The 17,335-nt window shown below is 70.7% G+C and carries 19 protein-coding genes and 1 pseudogene; 5 read left to right on the top strand and 15 right to left on the bottom strand.

Features of this window, described 5'->3' with window-relative positions; translation table 11 throughout:
• Position 1: 1 nt before the first annotated feature.
• A complete protein-coding gene (apaG, locus tag IE168_RS12705; RefSeq protein ID WP_189498817.1) occupies positions 2–385 on the top strand; it encodes a Co2+/Mg2+ efflux protein ApaG in 384 nt (127 codons plus the stop codon).
• Between the two features lies 1 nt (position 386).
• A pseudogene (locus IE168_RS12700) lies at positions 387–1,308 on the top strand (symmetrical bis(5'-nucleosyl)-tetraphosphatase); the annotation flags it as partial.
• Here the strand turns inward: IE168_RS12700 and IE168_RS12695 are convergent.
• The 5 genes from IE168_RS12695 to IE168_RS12675 form a co-directional block, all read right to left on the bottom strand.
• Positions 1,232–1,717, bottom strand: a complete 486-nt coding sequence (locus IE168_RS12695; RefSeq protein ID WP_189498922.1) for a dihydrofolate reductase — start codon at positions 1,715–1,717, stop codon at positions 1,232–1,234. The pseudogene IE168_RS12700 and the gene IE168_RS12695 overlap by 77 nt on opposite strands.
• A gap of 34 nt (positions 1,718–1,751) precedes the next feature.
• Positions 1,752–2,546 (bottom strand): thymidylate synthase, encoded by a 795-nt coding sequence (locus IE168_RS12690; RefSeq protein ID WP_189498812.1) that lies wholly within the window; start codon positions 2,544–2,546, stop codon positions 1,752–1,754.
• A 72-nt stretch (positions 2,547–2,618) separates the two neighbouring features.
• Positions 2,619–3,530: a prolipoprotein diacylglyceryl transferase gene (gene lgt / locus IE168_RS12685; RefSeq protein ID WP_189498810.1), complete on the bottom strand. Its 912-nt coding sequence runs from the start codon at positions 3,528–3,530 to the stop codon at positions 2,619–2,621.
• A 10-nt stretch (positions 3,531–3,540) separates the two neighbouring features.
• A complete protein-coding gene (locus IE168_RS12680) occupies positions 3,541–4,278 on the bottom strand; it encodes a TerC family protein (RefSeq protein ID WP_189498808.1) in 738 nt (245 codons plus the stop codon).
• 46 nt (positions 4,279–4,324) lie between these two features.
• Positions 4,325–4,705, bottom strand: coding sequence for a diacylglycerol kinase (locus IE168_RS12675; protein ID WP_189498806.1), 381 nt, complete (start codon positions 4,703–4,705; stop codon positions 4,325–4,327).
• A 250-nt stretch (positions 4,706–4,955) separates the two neighbouring features.
• On the opposite strand from IE168_RS12675, the gene IE168_RS12670 reads away from it, so the two are divergent.
• Together IE168_RS12670 and IE168_RS12665 are read left to right on the top strand one after the other, a co-directional pair.
• Positions 4,956–5,726 (top strand): SGNH/GDSL hydrolase family protein, encoded by a 771-nt coding sequence (locus tag IE168_RS12670; protein WP_189498804.1) that lies wholly within the window; start codon positions 4,956–4,958, stop codon positions 5,724–5,726.
• A 127-nt stretch (positions 5,727–5,853) separates the two neighbouring features.
• Positions 5,854–6,390, top strand: a complete 537-nt coding sequence (locus IE168_RS12665; RefSeq protein ID WP_189498802.1) for a hypothetical protein — start codon at positions 5,854–5,856, stop codon at positions 6,388–6,390.
• Between the two features lie 124 nt (positions 6,391–6,514).
• On the opposite strand, the gene IE168_RS12660 is transcribed toward IE168_RS12665, so the two are convergent.
• From IE168_RS12660 to nudE, 10 genes are all read right to left on the bottom strand, one after another.
• Positions 6,515–7,183, bottom strand: coding sequence for a LysM peptidoglycan-binding domain-containing protein (locus IE168_RS12660; RefSeq protein WP_189498800.1), 669 nt, complete (start codon positions 7,181–7,183; stop codon positions 6,515–6,517).
• Between the two features lie 109 nt (positions 7,184–7,292).
• Positions 7,293–8,528 (bottom strand): ABC transporter permease, encoded by a 1,236-nt coding sequence (locus IE168_RS12655; RefSeq protein ID WP_189498798.1) that lies wholly within the window; start codon positions 8,526–8,528, stop codon positions 7,293–7,295.
• Complete coding sequence (locus IE168_RS12650; protein WP_189498796.1) at positions 8,525–9,229, bottom strand: ABC transporter ATP-binding protein; 705 nt, start codon at positions 9,227–9,229, stop codon at positions 8,525–8,527. Before IE168_RS12650 ends, IE168_RS12655 begins: the two co-directional genes overlap by 4 nt.
• Complete coding sequence (locus IE168_RS12645) at positions 9,226–10,722, bottom strand: efflux RND transporter periplasmic adaptor subunit (protein WP_189498794.1); 1,497 nt, start codon at positions 10,720–10,722, stop codon at positions 9,226–9,228. Before IE168_RS12645 ends, IE168_RS12650 begins: the two co-directional genes overlap by 4 nt.
• Positions 10,723–10,783: 61 nt before the next feature.
• Positions 10,784–12,082, bottom strand: a complete 1,299-nt coding sequence (locus IE168_RS12640) for a sensor histidine kinase (RefSeq protein WP_189498791.1) — start codon at positions 12,080–12,082, stop codon at positions 10,784–10,786.
• A 17-nt stretch (positions 12,083–12,099) separates the two neighbouring features.
• Entirely contained in the window at positions 12,100–12,813 is a 714-nt protein-coding gene (locus IE168_RS12635; protein WP_189498789.1) for a response regulator transcription factor, read from the bottom strand.
• A gap of 70 nt (positions 12,814–12,883) precedes the next feature.
• Positions 12,884–13,186, bottom strand: coding sequence for an Mpo1-like protein (locus IE168_RS12630; protein WP_189498786.1), 303 nt, complete (start codon positions 13,184–13,186; stop codon positions 12,884–12,886).
• A gap of 36 nt (positions 13,187–13,222) precedes the next feature.
• A complete protein-coding gene (gene mazG / locus IE168_RS12625) occupies positions 13,223–14,047 on the bottom strand; it encodes a nucleoside triphosphate pyrophosphohydrolase (RefSeq protein ID WP_268245221.1) in 825 nt (274 codons plus the stop codon).
• A gap of 287 nt (positions 14,048–14,334) precedes the next feature.
• Positions 14,335–15,159, bottom strand: coding sequence for a 3'(2'),5'-bisphosphate nucleotidase CysQ (cysQ, locus tag IE168_RS12620; RefSeq protein ID WP_189498784.1), 825 nt, complete (start codon positions 15,157–15,159; stop codon positions 14,335–14,337).
• On the bottom strand, positions 15,149–15,700 hold the full coding sequence (gene nudE, locus IE168_RS12615) for an ADP compounds hydrolase NudE (RefSeq protein ID WP_189498782.1): 552 nt from the start codon (positions 15,698–15,700) through the stop codon (positions 15,149–15,151). Before nudE ends, cysQ begins: the two co-directional genes overlap by 11 nt.
• 38 nt (positions 15,701–15,738) lie before the next feature.
• Between nudE and bioA the strand changes: the two genes are divergently transcribed.
• The gene (gene bioA, locus IE168_RS12610; RefSeq protein WP_189498780.1) at positions 15,739–17,145 is read left to right on the top strand and encodes an adenosylmethionine--8-amino-7-oxononanoate transaminase; all 1,407 of its coding nucleotides are present in this window, start codon (positions 15,739–15,741) and stop codon (positions 17,143–17,145) included.
• The last annotated feature ends 190 nt before the right edge of the window (positions 17,146–17,335 follow it).

Here is a 17,335-nt window from a genome sequence, read left to right as displayed (position 1 = left end):
CATGGACGACACCCCCGACTACACCCTGGAGATCCAGATCGCGACGCGATTCCTGCCCGAGGAATCGGCGCCTGAGGACGACCGCTACGTCTTCGCCTACACCATCCGCATCCGCAACCTCGGACAGCGCGCGGCGCAGCTGCTGGACCGGCACTGGGTGATCACCGACGGCAACGGCCACGTTGAGGAAGTGCGCGGAGAAGGCGTGGTCGGCGAGCAGCCGCGCATCGAGCCCGGCGACCAGTTCACCTACACCTCCGGCGCGGTGCTCGAGACCGCCGTCGGCACGATGGAAGGCAGCTACGGCATGGTGGGCGACGACGGCACCCGCTTCGACGCGCCGATCCCGCCCTTCACCCTCGCCGTCCCGCGCACCCTGCACTGACATGGCCGTCTGGGCGATCGGCGACCTCCAGGGCTGCCTGGGGCCTACCGAGCGACTGCTCGAGCGCATCGCGTTCGATCCGGCGCGCGACCGGCTGTGGTTCTGCGGCGACCTGGTCAACCGCGGCGGCGAGTCGCTGGAGACCCTGCGCCTGGTGCATTCGCTGCGCGAGAGCGCGGTGACGGTGCTCGGCAACCACGACCTCTCGCTGCTGGCGATCGCCGAACGCCGCGAGGCCGACCAGCGCAAGGTCAACCCCGACCTGCAGCGCGTGCTGTTCGCGCCCGACCGCGACCAGCTGCTCGACTGGCTGCGCACGCAGCCGCTGGTGCACGCCGACCGCGAGCTCGGCTGGATGATGGTGCACGCCGGCCTGGCGCCGAAGTGGACCGCAGACGACGCCCTGGCCATGGCCGCCGAAGTAGAGCGCGTGCTACAGGGGAACAATCGCCAGGGACTGCTGCGCAACATGTACGGCGATCGCCCGGCGTGGTCGCCCGGCCTGCGCGGCACCGACCGGCTGCGCGCGATCATCAACATCTTCACCCGCATGCGCTACTGCAGCCCGCGCGGACGCATCGCGTTCGAGGAGAAGGGCGCGCCGGGCACGCAGCAGCCGGGGCTCTATCCCTGGTACGAAGTGCCGGGCCGGGTCGAGCGCGGGCTGAAGCTGGCCTGCGGCCACTGGTCCTCGCTGGGGCTGTTCATCGGCCACGGCATCCATGCGATCGACACCGGCGCGGTCTGGGGCGGCAAGCTCACCGCGCTGCGCCTGGACAGCGAGGCGCTGTGCGTGGTGCAGGTGCCGGGACGGCCGAAGCCGGACTGAGCGGCGCGGCGCGCGGCTCAGGCGCGCCGGTACTCGACGAACTCGAAGGCGAAGGCGTGGCGGTCGTCGGCCGGGTGCGGCTCGCGCGCCACCGCGCGCCATTCGTGCGCGTCGAATGGCGGGAAGAAGGCGTGGGCATCGTCGACGAGGGTGTCGACGTGGGTGATGTGCAGCACCGACGCCCGCGGCAGCGCGAGCGCATAGACCTCGCCGCCGCCGATCACGCCGAGCCCGTCCGCGCCCGCCAGGGCAAGCGCCTCGTCCAGCGACCCCACCGCCTCCATGCCGGCGAACGGCACGCGGCCGCTGCGGGTCAGCACGAGGTTGCGGCGCTTCGGCAGCGCCCGCCCCAGCGACTCGGCCGTCCGGCGGCCCATGAGCAGGGTCCGCCCGAGGGTCAGCGCCTTGAAGCGCGCGAGGTCGTCGGGCAAATGCCAGGGCAGGCCGTTGTCGCGACCGATGGCGCGCGCGCGGTCCATCGCCACGACCAGGTCGATCGGCACACGCGTCGCGGCGCTGGCCGCCATCGCGCCGCGCTCAGACCGCCACCGGCGCCTTGATCGCCGGCAGCGGGTCGTAGCCTTCGATCGCGATGTCCTCGTAGCTGAAGTCGAAGATGTCGCGGATCGCGGGGTTCAACGCCAGCCTCGGCAGCGGCCGCGGCTCGCGCGCCAGCTGCTCCCGCGCCTGGTCGTAGTGGTTCGAATACAGGTGCGCATCGCCCAGCGTGTGCACGAAGTCGCCCACGCCAAGGCCCGTGGCCTGCGCCACCATGTGGGTGAGCAGCGCATAGCTGGCGATGTTGAAGGGCACGCCGAGGAAGATGTCGCCGCTGCGCTGGTAGAGCTGGCAGCTCAGCTTCCCGTCGACCACGTAGAACTGGAACATGGTGTGGCAGGGCATCAGCGCCATCGCCGGCAGGTCGGCCACGTTCCAGGCACTGACGATCAGCCGGCGCGAATCGGGGTTGCGGCGGATCTCGTCCACCACCCAGCGGATCTGGTCGATCTCGCGGCCGTCGCCTGCGGCCCAGCGCCGCCACTGCTTGCCATAGACCGGTCCAAGTTCGCCTTCGGCGTCGGCCCACTCGTCCCAGATCGAGACCTTGTTCTCGCGCAGGTAGGCGATGTTGGTCTCGCCCTGCAGGAACCACAGCAGCTCGTGGATGATCGACCGCAGGTGCAGCTTCTTGGTGGTGACCAGCGGGAAGCCTTCGGCCAGGTCAAAGCGCATCTGCCAGCCGAAGACGCTGCGCGTGCCGGTGCCGGTGCGGTCGGCCTTTTCTGTGCCGTGCTCGAGGACGTGGCGGAGGAGGTCGAGGTACTGGCGCATGGGGTGGCCTCGTCTGTCGGGTCGGAGGGCGCTGCCGCGGCGGCGGGATGCGGGTCGCAGCTGTAGCTGCTCCTACAAGGGGGCGGTGGGCGGGGGGGCGGGTTGCAGGGTGGGGGTGCGGCGCGACCACCACAGCCAGTACAGGCCCAGCAGGATCAGCGGCGTGCTCAGCACCTGCCCCATCGTCAGCCAGCCGAAGGCGAGGTAGCCGATGTGCGCGTCGGGCTCGCGCACGAACTCGACCAGGAAGCGGAACGCGCCGTACAGCAGCGCGAACATGCCGGCCACGGCGTAGCGCGGGCGCGGCCGGCGGGAGAACCACCACAGCACCGCGAACATCGCCACGCCCTCGAGGACGGCCTGGTACAGCTGCGAGGGGTGGCGCGCGTAAGGCTCGAGCTGCCCGGCCTGGTGCAGCGCACGCAGCGCGGCGTCGTCGAGGTAAGCAAGGTCCTGCGGCAGCGCGCTGCGGAACACCGTGGCCCAGGGCAGGTCGGTGGGCTTACCCCAGAGCTCGCCGCCGATCCAGTTGCCGATGCGGCCGAAGCCCAGCCCCAGCGGCACCAGCGGCGCCACGAAGTCCATCGTGTCCATGAAGTGCAGCCGGCGCTGGCGCGACCACAGCCAGCTGGCCAGCAGCACGCCCAGCAGGCCGCCATGGAAGCTCATGCCGCCTTCCCAGACCTTCACCAGCATCAGCGGGTTGGCGAGGAAATCACCGAACGAGTAGAACAGCACGTAGCCGATGCGGCCGCCCAGCACCACGCCGAGCATGCCGTAGAACATCAGGTCACCGAAGCCGGCCTCGTCGACGCCGGGCAGGCGCCCGGCGCGGATCCGCGAACGGCCGAGCAGCCAGGCGCTGAGGAAGGCCAGCGCATACATCAGCCCGTACCAGTGGACCCCGGGCTGGAAGGTTCGCCCCGCCAGCTCGAAGGCGGGCGACTGGAGCGCGATCGGGTCGACCAGGTGCAGGAGGCTCATGCCGCGTCGCTCACTCGTTGGCCACGCCCCTCAGGGCGCGGCGCTTGGCCCACAGGTTCAGGCCCTCGACGAAGGCCGAGAAGGCCATCGAACCGTAGATGTAGGCGCGCGGGATGTGCAGGTCGAAGCCCTCGGTGAGCAGGTACACACCGATCAGCACGATGAACGCCAGCGCCAGCATCTTGACCGTCGGGTTGTTGTCGATGAAGCGGCCCAGCGGTTCGGCCGCCAGCAGCATCACGCCGACCGCGACCAGGATCGCCGCGACCATCACCGGGATGTAGTCGCCGGCCATGCCCACCGCGGCGATCACCGAGTCGAGTGAGAACACGATGTCGATGATCGCGATCTGGGTGATGACCATGGCGAACGAGGTCGCGGCCTTGCCCATGCCGTCCACGTCCTCGTGCTCGCCCGCCACGAGCGAGCGGATCTCCATCGCGCCCTTCACGATCAGGAACAGGCCGCCCAGGATCAGCACCAGGTCGCGGACCGAGATGCCCTGCCCGAACAGCGTGAACAGGTCGCTGGTCAGCCCGGCCAGCCAGGCCAGGGTCAGCAGCAGGCCCAGGCGCGTGATGCAGGCCACCGCGATGCCGAACTTGCGCGCGAACTCGCGCCGCTCCGCGGGCAGGCGGCTGACCGCGATCGAGATGAACACCAGGTTGTCGATGCCGAGCACGATCTCGATCGTGGCCAGCGTGACCAGCAGGATCCACACCTGCGGGTCGGTGATGAGTTCGATCATGGCTTGCTTGTCCTTCGGGAAACGGGTGCCGTGGCGTGCACGGCGGTCATGGCAGGCGTGGCAGCAGGATCGCGCCCCACACCAGCAGCACATTGAGCATCAGCACGAACACGGCGGCCGAGCCCATGTCCTTGGCGCGCCCCGCGAGTTCGTGGTGTTCGTCGCCATAGCGGCCGATCACGGCTTCGATGGCGGAGTTCAGCAGTTCGATGGCCAGCACCAGCATCAGGCAGCCCACCAGCAGCGCGCGCTCCACGCCGTCCTGCCCCAGCCACCAGCCGAGGGGTGCCAGCACCACGAACAGGTAGACCTCGAGCCGGAACGAGGACTCGTGCAGCCAGGCGGCGCGCAGCCCCTGCAGCGACCAGACGGTCGCCTTGAACATGCGCGCGGGACCGCGGGGCAGGTGTCCGGTTTCGTCGGCCATCGTCTTCCCTGCTCAGCGCCAACCGCTGGAGCGCGTTGGCGCGACCGGCAGGGCGCCAGCGAGGCCGGCGGCGGGGATGCGGCTGCCCTCCGGGCACCACGGGGATGGGAACTGCATGCGAATCAGCGCCGCGTCCGACCAGTAAGCGGGCAATTTTGCCACAAGGCGGCGTGCGCGGCCGGTCGCCCCCGGTTGTGCCCGGGGACGCGCGCTGCTCCACTGGCCGCAGGCCCCTGCCCGGAGTCCATCCATGGATCGCCCCAGCCGCACGCGCGCCACCGGCCCGCGCATCTCCATCCCGCGCGCCGCGGCCGCCTTGGCCTGTGTCGTCCTGGCGCTGCTGCCTGGCGCCTGCGCCACGCAGCCGGAGACGCCGGCCGCAGGCTCGACGACGGCGTCCGCGCCGCTCGCCGGGCATCTGGATCCGGTCTCCTCGCCGGACTGGCAGGCGGACATGGCGCGGTTCGCGGCCCGGGACGAAGCGCACCCGCCGCCGCCCCACCCGGTGGTCTTCGCCGGCAGTTCCTCGTTCCGGATGTGGGATTCGCTGCGCGCGGATTTCCCCCGGACGCCCGTGCTCAACCGCGGGTTCGGCGGCTCCCAGGTGCGCGATCTGGCATGGCACGCGGACCAGGTCGCCATTCGCTACCGCCCGCGCGTCCTGCTGCTCTATGCCGGCGAGAACGACATCGACGCCGGGCGCACGCCCGCGCAGGTGCTGGCGGACACGCGTCTGCTGGTCGCGCGGCTGCGGGCGGCGCTGCCGGACACCCGCATCCTCTGGGTCTCGATCAAACCCAGTCCCGCGCGCTTCGCGCAGCTGCCGCTGCAACGGGAGGCCAACGCAAGGGTCGAGGCCTGGCTGCGCGGCCAGCCCGGGACGGGCTACATCGACGTCGCCACGCCGATGCTCGACGCATCGGGCCAACCGCGCGGCGAGCTGTTCATCGCCGACCGGCTGCATATGAACGCGCGCGGCTACGGCATCTGGCGGGAAGCGATCGCGCCGCGGCTGCGCTGACACTTCACCCGCCGCGAAGACCACGCCTGCGATGATGCAGCCGTCGCACAACCGGACCAGGAGGCTGGGCATGCGCCAGGCCGCTGTTATTCTCGGGGCGATGACCGCCCTCGCCCTCGGAGCTGCCATGAATCCTTCGTTCGCACAGGCCAATCCGCAGCCGCTGGCGGCCGGCGATCCCGTCCACGATGCGGTCCTCGGCGCCGCGATGACGCCGTTGAACACGGAGTTCGGGCGCAACGTCGAACTCGCGGTCGAACGCATCGACCGCCTGGGCAACTGGGCCTTCGTGATCGGCAACATGCGCTCCCCCGGGGGCGGTCGCATCGACGTCTCTGGCACGCGCTTCGCCGATGCGGCGGAACAGGGCGCGATGTCGGATGTCTACGTGGCGCTGCTGCGTCGCGAAGGCGACGCGGCAGGCGATGCGTCCGATGGCGCCCGGGAATCCGTGGCAGCCGGAGCCGGTCCGGCCGCTCCTGCCGAGGCGGCAGCCCGCGACCAGGCCGGCCTGCCGCAGGAGGACGCCGACGCGGCCGTCGCCGCGGAGGCTCCGCAAACGGGCCACTGGACGGTGGTGGACTTCGCCATCGGCCCGGGCGACGTGGCCTGGCTGGGCTGGCCGCAGGAACACGCGGCGCCGCGCGCGCTGTTCGGTTTCTAGCGCCCGCCGTTCCGTTTCTGGCGCCGGCCGTCCGAGGGCCGTCGCAGGCCTGCAATTCCCCGTCCGCAAAACGCAGCGAGCCGGGACGGAACCCGGCTCACTGTCGACCACGGCGCGAGCTGCATCAGCGCGGCGGGGTGATGATCTCGTAGTTGCCCGACGCGCCGCCCCAGCTGATGCGCTGCGAACCGTCCGCGTTGACGTTGTTGGACCCGATGAACTTCGGCTGCCCGTTCTCGAAGCCCGCGAACAGCACCACGTGCGACTGCCCGTTGCGCTGCATCAGCACCACGTCGCCGGGGCTGGCATTGGCCAGCGACACCGTCTGCCAGCCATCGCCCTTGAGGTTGTTCGCCAGCTGGTCGACCGAGGCGCTGGCCTGGCCGGCGTCGATGAGGCCGGCCTTCTGCAGGCACGCCGACACGAAATTCGCGCAGTTGACGTTGTTCGGCACCCAGCTCTGCATCGGCAGCTCGTCGCTGTACTTCAGCTCGCCGGCGTTGCGGCCGATGAACTGCTCGGCGATCGCCGCGGCGTTGTTGCCGCTGACCGGACCGCCCCCCTTCACGCCGTCGACGCCGGTCGTACCGCCCGGCCCACCCGGACCCCCGGCAGCGCCCGCGCCGCCCTGCGAGCCGGTCGCGCCGGGGATGTTCAGCGAATCGCCGGCGTAGATCAGGTCCGCGTCCTTGATCTGGGAGTTGGCGTCCATCAGCGCATTGACCGAAGTGCCGTAGCGCTGCGCGATCTGGGACAGGGTGTCGCCCCAGGAAATGCTGTGGATGGCGGTCATTGGTGTCTCCGTCCCGCAGAGAGCGGCGGCAGCCGCGATGGAGCGAGTGTCCCGCTCCCGCCGGCAGCCGCCAACCCGGGGCCGCCCCCGATGGGGTCGACCCTAGTGCCTACTGCGAGCGCAGCGCCTCGATCGGATCAAGCATCGACGCCTTGCGCGCCGGGTAGTAGCCGAAGAACAGGCCGGTGGCGACCGAAAACCCGGCTGCCAGGCCCACCACCTGCCCGTTCAGCACCACCGGCAGGTCACCGAAGCGCCCCACCAGCAGCGCCCCCGCGACCCCGATCACGATGCCGAGCGCGCCGCCGACCAGCGACAGCAGCATCGCCTCGGCCAGGAACTGCCGGCGCACGTCCGACGGCCCCGCGCCCACGGCCATGCGCAGCCCGATCTCGCGGATGCGCTCGGTGACCGACACCAGCATGATGTTCATGATCCCGATGCCGCCCACGATCAGCGAGATCGTCGCCACCGCGCCCAGCAGCAGCGACATCAGCCGCGTGGTCGCGGTGCGCGTGGCCACGATCTCGGAGATGTTGCGGACGCTGAAATCGTCCTCGCCGCCCGGCGCGATACGGTGGCGCTGGCGCAGCAGCGATTCCACCTCGCCCTGCACGTAGCCCAGGTCGTCGGCATCGGCCACGGTGAGTGCGATCTGCATGACGGCACCGGGCGGCAGGCCCATGGAGCCGAGCAGCCGGCGGCGCGCGGTCTGCATCGGCACCATCACCACGTCGTCCTGGTCCTGGCCCCAGCCGCCCTGCCCCTTGGGCGCGAGCACGCCCACGACCACGAAGGGCACGCGGCCCAGGCGCACGGTCTGGCCGATCGCGGGCTCGTCGCCGAACAGCTCGCGGCGCACGGTCTCACCCAGGATCACTTCCTTGGCCGCACCGCCGTAGTCCTGGGCATCGAAGGCCTCGCCCTCGACGAGGGTCCAGGCGTTGATGTCGAAGTAGTCGGGCTGCACGCCCTGCCAGCGGCTGGACCAGTTGTTCTCGGCGTAGACCACCTGGGTGCTGCCGTTGAGCGAGCCGGAGACGTACTGCACCTCGGGGATGTCGCTGCGGATCGCCTCGACGTCGCCTTCGGTGAGCGTGTAGAAGCTCGACGCGCTCTGGCGCACGCCGCCCGGGCCGCGCCGCGAGCCCGGCGAGATGTCCAGGCGCTGCGAACCCAGCCCCGACACCATCTTGTCGATCTCCGACTGGGTGCCCTGCCCCACCGACACCATGACGATCACCGCGGCGATGCCGATGATCACGCCCAGCGAGGTAAGCACGCTGCGCATCCAGTTGCCGCGCAGGGCGTGCACGGCGGTGCGGATGACGTCGCTGAACTTCATGCCGCGGCCTCCGCGTGTTCCGGATGCAGCTCGCCGTCGCGAATCACGTAGGTGCGGTCGGCGTGCGCCGCGACCTCGGCATCGTGGGTGATCAGGACCACCGTGTGGCCCTCGTCGCGCAGCCGCTTGAACAGCGCCAGGATCTCCTCGCCGGTCTTCGAATCCAGCGCGCCGGTGGGCTCGTCGGCCAGCAGCAGCGGCGGGCGGTTGACCAGCGCGCGGGCAATCGCCACGCGCTGCTGCTGGCCGCCCGAAAGTTCGTTCGGCCGGTGGCCGGTGCGGCCGCCCAGCCCCACCGCCTCCAGCACCTCGGCGGCCATGCGCGCGCGCTCGTCCGGGGGCACGCGGGCATAGGCCAGCGGCATCGCTACATTGTCGAGCGCGCTCATCCGCGGCAGCAGGTGGAAGCCCTGGAAGACGAAGCCGATCTTCTCCCGGCGCAGCGACGCCAGCTCTTCCGCGTCGAGCGTGGAGACATCGACGCCATCGCAGTGGTAGCTGCCGGTGCTTGGCGTATCGAGGCAACCGATGAGGTTCATCAGCGTCGACTTGCCCGAACCCGACGGCCCCATGATGGCGACGAACGCGCCGCGCTCGATGCGCAGGTCGACGTCCTTCAGCGCCACGACCTCGGCCTCGGTGCCCGCCGAATAGACCTTGCCCAGGGCGCGGGTCTCGATGATCGGGACGGCGGTGTTCATCGCGCCGCGCGCTCGCCGGTCACCAGCACGTCACCGGCCTGCACGGCGCCGGAGATCTCGGTCATGGTGCCGTCGGACGCGCCGACGCGGACCATGACGGGCTCGGGGTTGCCGCCCGACAGGCGGTATACCGTCGTCCGCGTGGCGCCGACCAGGCTGGCCACCGCCGCGTCCCAGCGCCGCGCCTGGTCCTCGTCGAGGCTGGCGCGGAAGCCGGCGAAGTCGTCGCGGTAGCGCTGCAGCATGCGCTGGCGGATCTGCGAGGACATCGCCGCCGAAGGCGCTCCGCCACCGCCGCGCGAGCCGAAACCGGGGCCGCCGCCGCTCGGCGCCGCGGGAGCCGCCTGGCGTGCCTCCTGCCGGGCCTGGATCGCGGCGATCGCCTCGTCGAAGGCCGCCTGCTGCGCCGGCGCCAGCGCCAGGGCGGCGGCTTCGCGGCGCAGGTCGTCGGTGACGCCGGCACGCGCGCCGCGGCCCGACGCCGCGGCCACCGGGCCCTCGGCGCTGGTGGGCTTGTAGCGCAGCGCGGCGTTGGAGACCTTGAGCACGCCGTCGCGGCGGCTGACCTCGATCTCGGCGTTGACCGTCAGCCCCGGCAGCAGCGTGCCGTCGCTGTTGTCGACGGTGACCACGACGGGATAGGTGACCACGTTGCTGGTGTTCGTCGCGGCCAGCCGCACCTGCTCCACTACGCCGGAGAACTCGCGGTCGGCGAAGGCGTCGGCGGTGAAGCTTACCCGCTGCCCGGGCTGGACCTGGCCGATGTCGGCCTCGTCCACCGCGAGCTCGATCTTCATCTTCGACAGGTCTTCCGCGATCGTGAACAGTTCCGGCGCCTGCAGGCTCGCGGCCACGGTCTGGCCCGGCTCGATCGTGCGCGTGAGCACCACGCCATCCACCGGCGAGCGGATCACCGTGCGCTCGAGGTTGATGCGCGTGGTCTGCGTGGCCGCCGTCTGCTGGCCGATCTGGGCCTGCGCCGAGGCCACCTGCGCGCGCGCCTGGTCGAGCGCCGCGCGCGCCAGGTCGACATCGCTCCGCGCGACCAGCTGGCGGTCGCCGAGCTCCGCCTTGCGGCGGTAGTCGAGCTCGGCGTTCTTCAGGCTGGCCTGGGCCTGGGCCAGGCTGGCCCGGGCGTTGGCGATCTGCGCCGAGCCCTGTTCGATCTGCGCCTGGTAGCTGCTGGGGTCGATCTTCGCGATCACCTGCCCCTGTTCGACCTTGTCGTTGAAGTCGACCAGCACGTCGGTGACCTGGCCCGAGATCTGGCTGCCCACGACCACGGTCGAGATCGCGCTCAGCGTGCCGGTGGCGGAGATCGCGACGCGGATGTCGCCCTGCTCGACCTCGACGGTGCGCCAGGTCCCGGCCTCCGCATCGGCGTCGCGCTGGACGAGGTACCAGCCACCCGCCGCCACGGCCAGGAACACGGCAACGACGACGGCGATCGGCTTGCGGGAGCGCCTGTCGGCGCGCTTGGGACGTGGGCTCATGCGGTACGGGGTCCGGCTGGGGTCAGGGAGCCTAACGCACCAGTGCGACGGCGGTTGACCGCTAGCGTGCGCGCGGAAACTTCAGCGTGACCCGGGTGCCCTGCCCGGGCGTGCTGTCGATCGAGATCGTCCAGTTGAACCGCCCCGCGAGGCGGCGCACCACCGCGAGGCCGAGGCCGCGGCCGCCCACGTACTGGTCGGCGCGGTAGAACGGTTCGAAGACGCGTTCCAGCACGTCGCGATCCATCCCGACGCCGGTATCGTTGACCTCGACGCGGTCGTCGCCGACGACGACTTCGATGCGGCCGGCAGCGGTGAAGGTGCAGGCATTGCGCACCAGCTGCTCGAGGATCACCGCCATCGCCCGCCGCGACCCGGACAGGACCGGCGTGGCGCGCTCGACCAGTGTCAGGTCGACGACCGCGGAGTTCCCCAGCTCGTCGAGCAGCACGGTGCCGATGCGGACGGCTTCCGCCGCCACCTCGAGCACCTCGACTTCCTCGGTCGCGACCGGCTCGTCCTCCCGCGCCAGGATCAGCAGGGCGTCGACGACGGCCTCCATGTCGCGCGCGGCCACCTGCACCCGGTCCAGCGAGCGCTGCATCCTCGGCGGCAGTTCGGGGTCGCGGCGGAGCATGTCGGTCGCCACGCGCACCACGGTCAGCGGCGTGCGCAGTTCGTGGCTCGCCTCGCGCGTGAAGTCGCGCTCGCGGCGGATGAACGACTGGCTCCGCTCGGCCAGGCCGCGGATGGCACCGCCCAGCAGCCGGACCTCGCGTCCGACCTCGCCCGGGAGCTGTCCCGGCTCGATGGCGTCGAGGTCCGGCTGGCGCGGATCCCAGTGCGCGACCTCGCTCGCCATCGCGGTCACCGGGAGCACCATCCGGCGCGCGATCCGGTAGCTCAGCCAGCTGACGGCGCCGATCGCCCCCATCGCCACCAGGGCCGCGATCACCAGCGACCAGCTTCCCACGCGGTCCATCAGGTGGAAGGTGACCCGCAGGTAGAGCCGGCCGCCGGGACCGTCCTGGACCAGCAGCCGCTGCGAGGGCCCGGGTTCGCGCAGCAGGTGGCGGCCGGGCCCTGCCTCGACGAAGGTGGCGGGCACCCCCAGCGCCAGCGCATCGGCGCCCTCGGGCACGAAGTAGCCGTTCACCGACTGCGTCCAGGGCGGCGGATAGGCGGGGTCCCGCGCAAGCTCCTGCCAGAAGCGGTCCGCTTCGGCCTGCATCCAGTCGGACGCGATCTGGCCGCGCGCGAACACGGTCGCCACGTACATGCACGTGACGACCGCGATGATCGCCAACACGGCCTGCAGCACGAACACGCGCCGCAGCTTGCGCGGTAGTCCTTGGGGCATCAGCGGATCCGCCGCCCTCAGGCGGGCGGCTGCTCGATGTCGGCGATCCGGTAGCCGGCGCTCTGCACGGTGTGCAGCAGCGGCTTGTCGAAGGGCTTGTCGATGGTCTTGCGCAGGTTGTAGAGATGGCTGCGCAGCGTGTCCGAGTCCGGCAGGCTGTTGCCCCAGATCTCGCGCTCGATCTCCTGCCGGTTCACCACCCGCGGCGACTCCCGCATGAGGATCGTCAGCAGCTTGAGCCCGATCGGCGACAGCTGCAGCTCGGTACCCGAACGCGTCGCGCGCAGGCTGGCCGGATCGAGCACCAGGTCGGCGACCTTGAGCACTTCCGAGCCCACCTGGCGGCGCTCGCGCCGGATCAGCGCGCGCAGCCGGGCCTCCAGCTCCTGCACCGCGAAGGGCTTGACCAGGTAGTCGTCGGCGCCGGCGCCGAGACCGGTCAGCTTCTCGTCCAGCGTGTCGCGGGCGGTCAGCATCAGCACCGGCGTCGACTTGCGCGCTTCCTCGCGCAGGCGCTTGCAGACCTCGATGCCGTCCAGGCGCGGCAGCATCAGGTCGAGCACGATCACGTCGTAGTTGTTCTCGCTCGCCAGCCTGTAGCCATCAAGGCCGTCGGCCGCATAGTCCACCTCGAAGCCGCGGCTTTCGAGGTATTCACCCACCATTTCCGAAATGTTCCGGTTGTCCTCGACGATCAGGACGAGGCCACCGGGTTCCTGCGATCCGCGCATGAGTCCTCCAGCAGGACAGTCTTCAGCTTTGTGAAAGGCTGCCGGGTGGCCTGTCCAGAGCGCGTGAAGATCAGAACGGAATGCGGCCGGCGAGGATGTCGCGGAACATCACCCAGTCGCCCGCGAAGGAATACAGCGGATGCCGGAAGGTCGCCGGCCGGTTCTTCTCGAAGAAGAAGTGGCCGACCCAGGCCAGGGCATAGCCGCAGGCCAGCGCCGCCAGCAGCCACCAGGCGTTGCCGGTGGCGAGCGTCACGGCGACGAAGGCGAGCGCCCCGCAGCTGCCGATGAAGTGCAGGCGCCGCGACGTCCGGTTGCGGTGTTCGTCGAGGTAGTACGGATAGAACTCGCGGAAGCTTGCGAAGCGGGCCATGCCGCCTCCCGGTGTGGCCGACCGCCCGATGATGCCTCAGCCGCCATCGGCGCGCTCGGCATCCTTGACCCGCGACCAGAGCGCGTCCTGCGCGTCGAGCGTCCGCTCCGGCAGCGGCGTGCCTTCGGCCGATGCCAGGGCCTCCATCGCGCGGAACCGGCGTTCGAACTTGTGGTTGGCCCGCCGCAGCGCCGCGCCGACGTCGACCTTCGCATGCCGCGCCAGGTTGGCGGCGACGAACAGCAGGTCGCCGAGCTCGTCTTCGAGCCGCGCGCGGGCGCCGGCGTCGTCCGGCGCGGCGGCCAGGGCATCGAACTCGACGCGGACTTCGCCGAGTTCTTCGGCCAGCTTGTCCAGCACCGGCCCAGGCCCCGGCCAGTCGAAGCCGACGCGCGCGGCACGCGCCTGCAGCTTCACCGCACGCTGCCATTCGGGCAGGCCTCGCGAGATGCCGGCTAGCGCTGACGTGTCTTCATCGCCGGCGGCGGCGCGTTCGGCACGCTTGATCTCCTCCCAGCTCGCGCGCACCGCCTCGGCGTCTTCACGATCGGCATCACCGAAGACGTGCGGATGCCGGCGCTCCATCTTGTCCGCGATCGCCCGGGCCACGTCATCGAAGGCGAAGTCACCGGCCTCTTCGGCCATCTGTGCATGGAACACCACCTGCAGCAGCAGGTCGCCCAGTTCATCGCGCAGGCCGTGCATGTCGCCCCGATCGATCGCATCGGCGACCTCGTAGGCCTCCTCGATCGTGTACGGCGCGATGGTCGAGAAATCCTGCGCCAGGTCCCAGGGACACCCGCCATCGGGATCGCGCAGCCGGGCCATGATCCCCAGCAACCTTTGCAGCTGGTCGGACACTTCGGGACTCCTTTGAAAGTGTTTGCCGCGGATGGACGCGGATGAACGCGGATTTACACGGGTAAGGCGAAAAGGGCTGGAAAAGCGGAGAGCATTTTTTGCCACGGATTTACGCGGATTACGCGGATCTGGCCGAGGCCAGTGCCGACACCGCGCGCTGCACCCGCTTTTTCTTCAGATGGGCTTTCTGCCACAACCTTGCCTCAGCCGGATCCGCGTAATCCGCGTAAATCCGTGGCCAAGAAAGCTTTTTCTCCTGCCTTTGCTCTATCCGCGCAAATCCGCGTTCATCCGCGTCCATCCGTGGCAAAAAGCTCTTTGACCCACTCTTGCCACGGCAGCGCCGGATCGCCAAGCGCGATGAAGTCGCCGTTGAGGAGGGTGTCGCGCTGGTTGTAGCGGAAGGGGCGACCGCGGAGGTCCAGCACGCAGCCGCCGGCGGCTTCGAGGATGGCCTGGCCGGCGGCGGTGTCCCATTCGCTGGTCGGGCCCATGCGCGGGTAGGCGTCCATGCCGCCTTCGGCGAGCAGGCAGAACTTGAGCGAGGAGCCCAGGCCGATGCTTTCGTGCTCGCCGATGCGGGCCAGCAGCGCCGCGGTGCGCGGGTCGAGGTGGGAGCGGCTGGCGGCCACGCGCAGCGGTGCGGTGGCGGGGCGGCGGGTGGCGATGGCGCGCTCGGCGTCGCCGTCGCGGCGGAAGGCGCCCTGCCCGGGCGCGCCGTGCCAGACGGCGCCGCTGACCGGCGACTGGATCACGCCGAAGACCGGCACGCCGTCTTCGATGAGCGCGATGTTGACGGTGAACTCGCCGTTGCGCTTCAGGAACTCGCGGGTGCCGTCGAGCGGGTCGACCAGCCAGAAGCGCGTCCAGCCGCGGCGCTGTTCCAGCGCGACCGTGTGTGCGGACTCCTCCGACAGCACCGGGATCTCCGGTGTCAGCCGCGCCAGGCCGTCGACGATCCAGCGGTGCGCGGCCAGGTCGGCGGCGGTGACCGGGCTGGCGTCGGCCTTGGCGCGCACGGCGAAGTCGTCGCCGTCGTGCACCGCCATGATCGCGCCGCCGGCGTCGCGGGCGATGGCGATCACGCCTTCGCGCAGGACCTCATCCAGCATGGTGCTGCAGCCAGTCGCGGGCGATGAACAGCGCCGCGATCGAGCGGCCTTCCGAGAAGTCCTCGCGCAGGATCAGCTCGTGCAGGCGGTCGAGCTTCCACGGCACCACTTCCAGCTCCTCCGGTTCGTCGCCGGGCAGGCGCTCGGGGTAGAGGTCGCGGGCGAGCACGAGGTGGGTGGAGTGGCTCATGTAGGTGGGCGCGAGGGTGAGCGCACGCAGCGCGTCGAGCCTGCGGGCACCGTAGCCGGCTTCTTCCTTCAGCTCGCGGTCGGCCGCCTGCAGCGGGGTCTCGCCGGCGTCGATGCGGCCCTTGACCAGGCCCAGCTCGTAGCGGTGCACGCCGGCGGCGTACTCGCGCACCAGCAGCACGGTGTCGGCGTCGATCAGCGGCACCACCACGACGGCACCGTGGCCGCGGCCGTGCAGGCGCTCGTAGCGTCGGCGCTCGCCGTTGGCGAATTCCAGGTCCAGGCGTTCGAGCCGATAGGGGCCGGCGTCGGACTCGCTGACGCCGTGGATGATCGGCAGGCGGCGGCTCACGGACGCACCCCGGCGACGCCAGGGGCGATAATGCAGCGATGTCCGACAAGTCTTCCCACGATCCCGCCATTCTAGCCGAGGGCGACGCCTGGCGATCCCGCGACCTGGCCGTGCTCTGGCATCCCTGCACGCAGATGCGCGAGCACCCCGACACCCTGCCCCTGCTCACCGTGTCCCACGGCGACGGCGCCTGGCTGGTCGGCCACGACGGCCGCCGCACGCTGGACGCGGTCAGCAGCTGGTGGACCAACATCCACGGCCATGCCGAGCCGCGCATCGCCGAGGCGATCGCGCGCCAGGCGCGCAGGCTGGAACACGTGATCCTCGCCGGCGCGACCCACGAGGGCGCGATCGAGCTGGCCGAGCGCCTTCTCGCGATCGCGCCGCGGCAGCCGGGCCGGCCCCCGCTGGCCAAGGTCTTCTACGCCGACAACGGTTCGGCCGGCGTCGAGGTCGCGCTGAAGATGGCCTTCCACTGGTTCCGCAACCGCGGCGACGAGCCGCGGCGCACGAAGTTCCTCGCGCTGCAGAACGGCTACCACGGCGAGACCATCGGCGCGCTCTCGGTCGGCGACATCCCGCTGTACCGGCGCATCTACGCGCCGCTGCTGATGGAGGCGATGTTCGCGCCCTCGCCCGACGCCTGGAACGCGCGCCCGGGGCAATCGGCCGAGGACTGCGCCGAGGAGGCCGCGGACGCGCTCTCCCGCTTGTTCGACGACCATCCGGGCGAAATCTGCGCGCTGATCCTGGAGCCGCGCCTGCAGTGCGCCGGCGGCATGCGCATGCATCATCCGGTGTACCTGAAGCGCGCGCGCGAGCTCTGCGACGTGCACGGGGTGTTCCTCATCGCCGACGAGATCGCGACCGGCTTCGGCCGCACCGGCACCATGTTCGCCTTCGAGCAGGCCGGCGTGATGCCCGACCTCATGTGCGTGTCGAAGGGGCTGACCGGCGGCTTCCTGCCGCTGGCCGCGGTGCTGGCGACGCAGTCGATCTACGACGGATTCCTGGATGACTCGCGCGAGCGCGCCTTCCTGCATTCGCACAGCTACACCGGCAACCCGCTGGCCTGCGCCGCGGCGCTGGCCTCGCTCGACATCTTCGAGTCCGACGATGTCATCGCCCGCAACCGCGCGACCGCCGCGAAGATGGCCGACGCCGCCGCGACGCTCGCCGACCTCCCCCACGTGGCCGAGGTGCGCCAGGCCGGCATGGTGGTCGCCTTCGAACTCACCCGCGACGGCAACCGCGACACGCCCTTCGACCCCGCCGAACGCATCGGCCTGCGCGCCTACCGCGAGGCCCTGGACCACGGCGTCCTGCTGCGCCCGCTGGGCGACACGCTCTACTGGATGCCGCCCTACTGCATCGACGATGCCCAGCTCGCACTCCTGGCCGCAACCACCCGGGCGGCGATCGTCGCGGCGCTGCCAAAGGACTAGCCACGGATCCACACGGACAAGGCAAAGCCTTCGCCTTTGTAGGAGCAGCTATAGCTGCGACAGCGCAGACCAGGGAAAGCACTTTCAGCCACGGATTTACGCGGATCACGCGGATCTGGCCGAGGCCAGTGCAGTCGCCGCGCTCCGACCAGGCTTTTTATCCGGGATGGCTTCCGGCAACAATCTTGCC

The sequence above is a fragment of the Luteimonas padinae genome (assembly GCF_014652935.1).
Lineage (GTDB): Bacteria > Pseudomonadota > Gammaproteobacteria > Xanthomonadales > Xanthomonadaceae > Luteimonas > Luteimonas padinae.
Note: the sequence above shows the minus strand (reverse complement) of the source record. Positions and strands in the feature narration are given on the sequence as shown.